The organism is Pseudoxanthomonas sp. LjRoot204_2 (assembly GCF_056175765.1).
Window position 1 is genome coordinate 1 of sequence record NZ_JBGFFG010000137.1, and the last position, 7,899, is coordinate 7,899.

Genomic DNA, 7,899 nt, shown 5'->3' on the forward strand with positions numbered 1-7,899 from the left:
CCGCGTCCTTGGCCTGCTGTTCCGCCGCGAGCGCCTGCTCGACCTGTTCCGCCTCGCCACGATAGCGTGCGTAGAACGCGTTGAATTCCGCGCGCGCCAGGCGGAACACCGACTGGCTTTCGTCGAAATCCGCGACCAGTCGCTGCACCGTGTCCTTGACCTTCTCCAGCAACAGGCGCTGCGACTCGGTCTGCCCCGGATTGCCGTCACATGCCTCGACCAGGACGTTGAGCAGCCGGCGCGCGGGATGGGTCGCATGCAGGAACAGCTTGCGGTCCTGCAGCGCGACCTTGGTCATCGGCGCCATCAGCCGGCCCAGAAGCTGGACCTGTTCGCTGGTCAGGTGGCTTTCCCGGAAGATGACTTCGAACAGCATGCCGACGAGGTCGACGACGTTCTCGTCCGCCTCGGAGATCGCCACGGCCTCGGGTGCGACGCCGAGCTGCGCGGCCTGCAGGAAGATCTGCTGCTTGAACGCCGCCTGCAGTCGGTCGGGACGGGCGAGGATCTCCGCGTGCACCTCGGCGGGCGCGATCTGCAGCAGCGTCAGGGCGACGATGAGCTCACGCTGTGACAGCGAGGTGCGTTCAGCCGTGCGCGCGACGCCCTGGTTGCGRGCGCGCTGCAAGCGCGATTCTTCCAGCAACTGGTGGAGCGCGGGCGGCAGCGAGGCGGTCGCGTCCGGGCCGGTGGCCGCCTCGGCGTCACCGTGGTCCCAGGACACGAAGAAGCGCGTCATCCAGTCCGGTTCGCTGGTCGCCTCGTCGCCGGCGGACGGAATCGCCAGCGCCCGGCGCATGCGAGGAGACGAGGTGTCCTGCGCCCCCAGCCTGCGGACCAGGCGCGCGTGCATGGATTCGTAGATGGGCCCGACCAGTTCCACGAGTTCGCGCTCGCAGCACTGCATGGCCAGCGCCCGCACGTTGCCGGGCAAGGCCGCGCGCGCGAATCCCTGGTAGGCGGCCATCGCGATGCGCGCCGGCGAATAGGGTCCCAGGCCGGGATCCAGCCGCACCCCCATGTCCAGCCAGGTCAGGTAGCCGTTCAGGCGCAACAGCTCGGACTGCCACTCGCGCGCGATCACCTCCGCGAGATGTTCGGTGGCCAAGCGGACATCCAGTTCGTCCTCCTCCACCAGGCCCAGGCTGGCGCCGGTCTTCTCCGTGCCGAACTGCGCCGGTGCCTGATCGCCCGTCGCCGCTGCCTGCCATGCCGCGTCGAGGTCCTCGCGGAATCCGCGCAGGATGGCCTCGCGCCGTTCACGCAGCGCCAGCAGGCCGTCGAGATAGGGGCCACGGTCCACCTCGCTCTGTTCCAGGCGATCCAGCATCGGCTGGCGCAGGCCGTCCACCACATCGGCGAACGCGGCCTGCAGCGGTGGCTGCATCGCGTCGCGCAGCAGCTCGACGAGCTGGTGGCCGGAGGTGRGAAGGGGCGGTGGCGTGGCGGGCATTGCGTCGTTCGGTCGGCCAGGTTGTCCGCTGCGACCCGTCCTGCAGTGAGGAGCCGTGCGTGGCGCGGACCGTGGTGCATCCGCTGCGATTAAACTCATGCACCGCTAATGTGCACTGAATCCCACTATAAGGCGCCTCGATGCTCACTGAAAGTCTGTTGCAGGGATTGGACGCGCGACGCTCCGTACCTTCCAAGCAATTGGGCGAACCCGGCCCGGACCGTGCGACCCTGCTCCGCATGCTGGCCTCCGCGGTCCGCGTCCCCGACCACGGCAAGCTGGTGCCGTTCCGCTTCATCCATCTTCACGGCGATGCGCGCCATGCACTGGGCGATGCGCTGGCGGCGCGCACCCGCGCGCTGGACCCCGATGCGCCCGATGCGGCGGTGGAGAAGGACCGCGGTCGTTTTTCCAGCGCGCCGGACATCGTCACCGTCGTCGCGCGCCTCGCGCCCGGCCACAAGGTGCCCGAGCTGGAACAACTGCTGACGGCCGGCAGCGTCTGCTTCGCCCTGCTGCAGGCCGCGCAGGCGTTCGGCTTCGGCGCGCAATGGCTGACCGGATGGATGGCCTATGACGCGCACGTGGCGCGGCGGCTGGGGCTGGTGCAGGACGAGAGGATCGTGGGCTTCATCCACATCGGCACGCCGCGGCTGCTGGCGCCCGAGCGGGAGCGGCCGGATCCCGCTGCGCTGTTGACCGTCTGGAATCCCGATGCCTGATCCGTCGCACCCGCGCCCGCTGTACCTGGTGGATGCGAGCCTGTACGTGTTCCGCGCCTGGCATTCGATGCCGGATGAGTTCCAGGACGCCGACGGCTGGCCGACGAATGCCGTGCACGGGTTCGCGCGCTTCCTGCTCGAGCTGCTGGAGAAAGAGCGGCCCGCGCACATCGCCGTCGCCTTCGACGAAGCCCTCGACAGCTGCTTCCGCAACCGGCTGTACCCCGCCTACAAGGCCAACCGCGACCCTGCACCGGAAGAACTGCGGCGCCAGTTCACGCACTGCAAGGCACTGTGCGCCGCGCTGGGCCTCAGCGTGCTGGCGCATGGCGAGTACGAGGCGGACGACCTGATCGGAAGCGCGCTCCACGAAGCGCGGCCACGGGGATTCCGCGGCGTCATCGTGTCCGCCGACAAGGATCTGTCGCAGTTGTTGCAGGAACACGACGAGCAGTGGGACTTCGCGCGCGGGCAGCGCTGGGGCGCCGCCGGCGTGAAGGCGCGCCACGGCGTGGAGGCGCGGCAGATCGCCGACTACCTGGCGCTGACGGGCGATGCGGTGGACAACATTCCCGGCGTCACCGGTATCGGCGCCAAGTCGGCTGCGGTGCTGCTGGCGCACTTCGGCGACCTCGACACCCTGCTCGCGCGGATGGACGAAGTCGCGTTCCTGCGCCTGCGCGGTGCCGCCACGCTGGCCGTGCGCCTGCGCGAGCAACGCGAGCATGCGCTGCTGTGGCGGCAGCTCACGACCATCGTGCTGGATGCGCCGCTGGGCGACATCGGCGCGGGCCATGCGCGCGGCCAGGCGGACGGCGACATGCTGGCCGGACTGTCCGATGCCTTGCGCTTCGGCCCGATGACGCGACGCCGCCTGCGCGTGGCGGCAGGACTGGAACCGCCGGCGTACTGACCGTCTGTCAAACGTCATCGGCAACCGATAGCATCGCCGCATGGACAAACGCGACGACGACAAGCGAAAGGTGCCCGCCAGCGTGGTCTGGCAGGGCAAGTACCAGCGCATGATGGTGCGCGGCACCTGGGAATACGTGGAGCGCGCGCACGCAGGCGGACTGGCGGCCATCATCATCGCGGTGACACCGGACGACGAAGTGCTGTTCGTCGAACAGTTCCGCGTGCCGCTGCAGGCGCGCACGATCGAGATGCCGGCCGGCCTGGTCGGTGACATCCACGCCGGCGAGTCGATCGAGGTGTCCGCGGTGCGCGAGCTGGAGGAAGAAACCGGCTGGACCGCCGACCATGCGGAGGTGCTGATGATCGGCCCCACCTCGTCGGGCAGCAGCAGCGAGCGGATCGCCTTCGTGCGTGCCACCGGCCTTCGCAGGGTCGGCGAAGGTGGCGGCGATGGCGACGAAGACATCACGGTGCACGCCATCCCGCGCGTGCGGGCAGCCGCCTGGCTGGCGCAGAAGATCGGCGAGGGCTATGAACTCGACGCCAAGCTCTGGGCCGGCCTGTGGATGATCGACCACACCCTCGACGGCACGCCGCGCAGCTGACCGCTACGTCGCGTTGACGCCGTATCCCGCCAGGCGCCAGATGCCGCTTTCCTCGCGGCGCAGCGTGATGACTTCGCGATGCGGCGTTCCACGTCCGCCGAACGCCACCGCGAATTCCAGCATCGCGTACGTCCCCGGCAACTGGTCGGCGCGCGTGGCGGGCCGACCCACTCGCACCGCTGTCCAGCGGCGCCCGGTGCCGCGACCGAGCACGTCATGCCGGTGCGCCAGCGAATGGATGAAGGCATCGCGCGGCATCGAGTGCCGGATCGCATCCGACGCCGCGTCCCACAGCACGCCGTGATGACCCTGTTCGATCGCCTGGATGAAACGCATCGCCGCCATGCCCAGCCGCGGGATGTCGACATCTTCCAGCCCGATCCTGCCCTCGCCCGCCTGCCCTGCTTCCACCATCGCCCTGCACGTCCGCATCGTCTGGTCGCCGCCACGCGACCGGCCGCGAGGCACCCCTCCGTCTCGTTCGCAGGTGGATGCGGCGACCGGACAGCCTGCGTGCAGCCCTGAGGCGCCTTCGCTCTAGGGGCCGGCGAGATGCTTGCGGAAGAACGCCAGCGTCCGTTGCCAGGAGAGTTCGGCGGCCGCGGCGTCGTAGCGCGGCGTGGTGTCGTTGTGGAACCCGTGGTTCACGCCGGGATACATGTGCGCCGTGTACGCGACGCCGGCGTCCTTGAGCTGCTGTTCGTACGTAGGCCACCCCGCGTTGACGCGCGTATCCAGCTCGGCAAACTGCAGCAGCAGYGGCGCGCGGATGCGCGATGCTTCCTCCGCCGACGGCTGGCCGCCGTAGTACGGTACGCCGGCATCGACGAGCTCCGGCAGGCGCGCGGCCAGCACGTTGGTCACCAGCCCGCCGAAGCAGAAACCGACCACGCCGAGCTTCCCGTTGCCGCGCGGCAGCGCCTGCGCGAAGCGCGCGGCGGCTTCGAGATCGGCCATGACCTTCGCGCGGTCCAGCGTGGCCTGCAACTCACGACCCTTGTCGTCATTGCCGGGATACCCGCCCAGCGGATACAGCGCGTCAGGCGCGAACGCGATGAAGCCGGCCACGGCAAGGCGACGCGCGACATCCTCGATGTACGGATTCAGTCCGCGGTTCTCGTGCACCACCAGCACGACCGGATGCGGTCCCGGCTCGCGCGGCATCGCCAGCAAGCCGCGTCCTTCGCCATGGCCCTGCGGTGCCGGGAACGTGCGGTAGACGGTGGTGATGCGCGGATCGTCCGCGGCCACCTGCGCAGCGAACGCGTACTGCGGCGCCAACGCCGCGAGCAACGCGGCTGCCGTCGTRCCGCCGACGGCGAACCGGGCCGCACCCGACAGGAAGCCGCGCCGGTCGACCCGACCGTGGACGTAATCGTCGTACAGGTCCAGCAGGCGCTGGTCGAAGGCGGAAGCGGTGGCGCGCGACGAATCCATGAACTTCTCTCCGGTGCGGCGGTGGCCCGTCAGGCGAAGGCGTCCGTCGCGCGCACCAGCGCGTCGACGTTCTCGGCCTCGAACGCGGAATGACCAGACGCCGGCGTGATCTCGAGCCTCGCCTTCGGCCAGGCCTTGTGCAGGTCCCACGCGTTGGCGACCGGGCAGACCACGTCATAGCGGCCATGCACGATCACGCCCGGGATGTCGGCGATGCGCGAGGCATCGCGCAGCAACTGGTCTTCGACCTCGAAGAAGCCGCCGTTGACGAAGTAGTGGTTCTCGATGCGCGCGAACGCGAGTGCGAACTCCGGCTCTTCGTGGCCGCTGACGAAATCCGCGTCGACGTGCAGGAAACTGGTCGCGCCTTCCCACACGCTCCACGCCTTCGCCGCCGCCAGGCGCGTGGCCTTGTCGTCGGAGGTCAGTCGGCGATGGAACGCCGAGATCAGGTCGTGGCGCTCGACCGGCGGGATCGCGGTGACGTAGTGTTCCCACGCATCCGGGAACAGACGGCTCGCGCCTTCCTGGTAGAACCATTCCAGCTCCCACCGCCGCAGCATGAAGATGCCGCGCAGCACCAGCTCGGTCACGCGCTGCGGGTGCGCTTCGGCGTACGCCAGCGCCAGCGTCGAACCCCAGCTGCCGCCGAACACCTGCCAGCGCTCTATGCCGAGCTTTTCGCGCAGTTTCTCGATGTCGGCCACGAGGTCCCAAGTGGTGTTGTCCACCAGKTCCGCATGCGGCGTGGAGCGACCGGAGCCGCGCTGGTCGAACAGCACGATGCGGTACTTCGCGGGATCGTGGAAGCGGCGCATCTTCGGGCTGCAGCCCGCGCCCGGGCCGCCGTGCAGCAGCACCACGGGCTTGCCCTGCGGGTTGCCGCACTGCTCGTAGTACAGCTCATGGCGGTCATCGACCTTCAGCGTGCCGGTGTCGAAGGGTTCGATATCGGGGTACAGCGTGCGCATGGGCAGCCCGTCCTGGAGGAAAGCGACAGTCTAGCGGCTCGCGTCCTGCGCTTCCGTGACGCGCCCAAGGGTCACGCGGTCCCGCTGCTCCAGGTCCGTCTCCGTGGCCACGTCGACGAAGCCTGCGGCGGTCATGAGCGCGCGGGTCGCCGCGCCCTGGTCCCAGCCGTGCTCCAGCAGCAACCAGCCGCCGGCCATGAGGTGCGTCGATGCCTCGCCCACGATCTCCCGGATCGCCTCCAGACCGTCCGCGCCGGAGGACAACGCAGTCGGCGGCTCGAAGCGCAGGTCGCCCTGCGCCAGGTGCGSGTCGCCGKCSGCGATGTAGGGCGGATTGCTCGCGACCAGGTGGAAGCGTTCGCCCTGCAGCGGTGCCCACCAACTGCCGTGGCGGAATTCGACGTTGGCGATGGCGTTCGACACGCCGTTCGCGCGTGCGACGACCAGTGCGTCTGCGCTGGAATCGGTTGCCACCACCTGCGCCTGCGGCCGCTCGCTCGCCAGCGACAGCGCGATCGCACCGGTGCCGGTGCCGAGGTCGGCGATGAGCAAAGGCTTGTCCGCGGGCAGGCGCTCCAGCGCCAGTTCGACCAGGCGCTCGGTTTCCGGGCGCGGGATCAAGGTGGCAGGCGACACCTGCAGGTCGAGCGTCCAGAAACCGCGATGCCCCACCAGATAGGCCACCGGCTCGCCGGCGATCCTGCGCGCCAGCAGCGCGTCGAACGCCGCAGCATCCGCGTCGGCCAGCGCGGCATCACAATGCGCGAACAGCCAGGCGCGGTCGCGGCCGATCACGTGCAGCAGCAATTGCTCGGCTTCGTGCCGGGCGTCCGGGCCGGCCAGTCGGCTCGCGGCGGCGCGCAGGGCGTGGTCGAGACGGAGGGAGGCGGGAGCGGACATGGCACGCATGGTACCGGGCGGCGGTACCCCACACGCCTGCGCATCGCCGCGACGCACCATCATGGTACTCAATGGCGTATGGAGCGCTCGGTGCTTCTAGCAGTGCCGGCAATGGCCTCGTTCGGACGTGTGCCGGCAAGGGAGCTCTTAAGACGTCCTGATCCAGTCAGATCGCCATCAATATAAGTAACTGAAAAATTTTATTTTTTGTTCAGATCTTGTTGAAAGCATGTGCCGACCCCACCTATTGATAGCCAAAAACTATCTATTCAATTCCATCAATCGATTTGAGATATCAATAGTCGCTGCCTACCATGGCGCCATCGCTTCACCACACCCACTCCACTCACGAGGATCTTCCATGTCCCTGATCAACACCGCGGTCCAGCCCTTCAAGACCACCGCCTTCCACAACGGCGAATTCGTCGAAGTCACCGACGGCACCCTGAAGGGCAAGTGGTCGGTCCTGATCTTCATGCCGGCCGCCTTCACCTTCAATTGCCCGACCGAAGTGGAAGACGCCGCCGCCAACTACGCCGAGTTCCAGAAGGCCGGCGCCGAGGTCTACATCGTCACCACCGACACGCACTTCTCGCACAAGGTGTGGCACGAAACCTCCCCGGCGGTGGGCAAGGCCCAGTTCCCGCTGGTCGGCGACCCGACCCACCAGCTGACCCGCGCGTTCGGCGTGCACATCGAGGAAGAAGGCCTGGCCCTGCGCGGCACCTTCGTCATCAACCCGGAAGGCGTCATCAAGACCGCCGAGATCCACAGCAACGAGATCGCCCGTGACGTGTCGGAAACCCTGCGCAAGCTGAAGGCCGCGCAGTTCACCGCCGCCAACCCCGGCCAGGTCTGCCCGGCCAAGTGGAAGGAAGGCGCGCAGACGATCGCCC

9 protein-coding genes are annotated in these 7,899 nt (G+C 68.6%); 4 read left to right on the forward strand and 5 right to left on the reverse strand.

Translation table 11 applies throughout. The features are described 5' to 3' along the window. A partial coding sequence (locus tag AC04L7_RS08330) for a DUF1631 family protein (RefSeq protein ID WP_475512808.1) occupies positions 1–1,453 on the reverse strand: 1,453 nt, incomplete at its 3' end. Between the two features lie 140 nt (positions 1,454–1,593). Here AC04L7_RS08330 and AC04L7_RS08335 point away from each other — a divergent pair. Genes AC04L7_RS08335 through AC04L7_RS08345 form a run of 3 tightly spaced genes read left to right on the forward strand, consistent with a single transcriptional unit; the run spans position 1,594 to position 3,695 of the window. Then, a complete protein-coding gene (locus AC04L7_RS08335; RefSeq protein ID WP_435997164.1) occupies positions 1,594–2,175 on the forward strand; it encodes a nitroreductase family protein in 582 nt (193 codons plus the stop codon). Continuing rightward, positions 2,168–3,088: a 5'-3' exonuclease gene (locus tag AC04L7_RS08340; RefSeq protein ID WP_435997162.1), complete on the forward strand. Its 921-nt coding sequence runs from the start codon at positions 2,168–2,170 to the stop codon at positions 3,086–3,088. The genes AC04L7_RS08335 and AC04L7_RS08340 overlap by 8 nt, the downstream gene beginning before the upstream one ends. Before the next feature lie 40 nt (positions 3,089–3,128). Further along, positions 3,129–3,695: an NUDIX hydrolase gene (locus AC04L7_RS08345; RefSeq protein WP_296282062.1), complete on the forward strand. Its 567-nt coding sequence runs from the start codon at positions 3,129–3,131 to the stop codon at positions 3,693–3,695. A gap of 3 nt (positions 3,696–3,698) precedes the next feature. On the opposite strand, the gene AC04L7_RS08350 is transcribed toward AC04L7_RS08345, so the two are convergent. The 4 genes from AC04L7_RS08350 to prmC form a co-directional block, all read right to left on the reverse strand. Continuing rightward, the gene (locus AC04L7_RS08350) at positions 3,699–4,127 is read right to left on the reverse strand and encodes a DUF4019 domain-containing protein (RefSeq protein WP_435997159.1); all 429 of its coding nucleotides are present in this window, start codon (positions 4,125–4,127) and stop codon (positions 3,699–3,701) included. A 105-nt stretch (positions 4,128–4,232) separates the two neighbouring features. Further along, positions 4,233–5,132: a dienelactone hydrolase family protein gene (locus tag AC04L7_RS08355; protein ID WP_435997157.1), complete on the reverse strand. Its 900-nt coding sequence runs from the start codon at positions 5,130–5,132 to the stop codon at positions 4,233–4,235. Between the two features lie 29 nt (positions 5,133–5,161). Next, positions 5,162–6,103 (reverse strand): prolyl aminopeptidase, encoded by a 942-nt coding sequence (gene pip / locus AC04L7_RS08360; protein ID WP_475512809.1) that lies wholly within the window; start codon positions 6,101–6,103, stop codon positions 5,162–5,164. A 30-nt stretch (positions 6,104–6,133) separates the two neighbouring features. Further along, complete coding sequence (prmC, locus tag AC04L7_RS08365) at positions 6,134–7,003, reverse strand: peptide chain release factor N(5)-glutamine methyltransferase (protein ID WP_475512810.1); 870 nt, start codon at positions 7,001–7,003, stop codon at positions 6,134–6,136. A 361-nt stretch (positions 7,004–7,364) separates the two neighbouring features. On the opposite strand from prmC, the gene ahpC reads away from it, so the two are divergent. After that, positions 7,365–7,899 (forward strand): alkyl hydroperoxide reductase subunit C (gene ahpC, locus AC04L7_RS08370; RefSeq protein ID WP_475512811.1); only part of this gene is annotated, 535 nt, incomplete at its 3' end.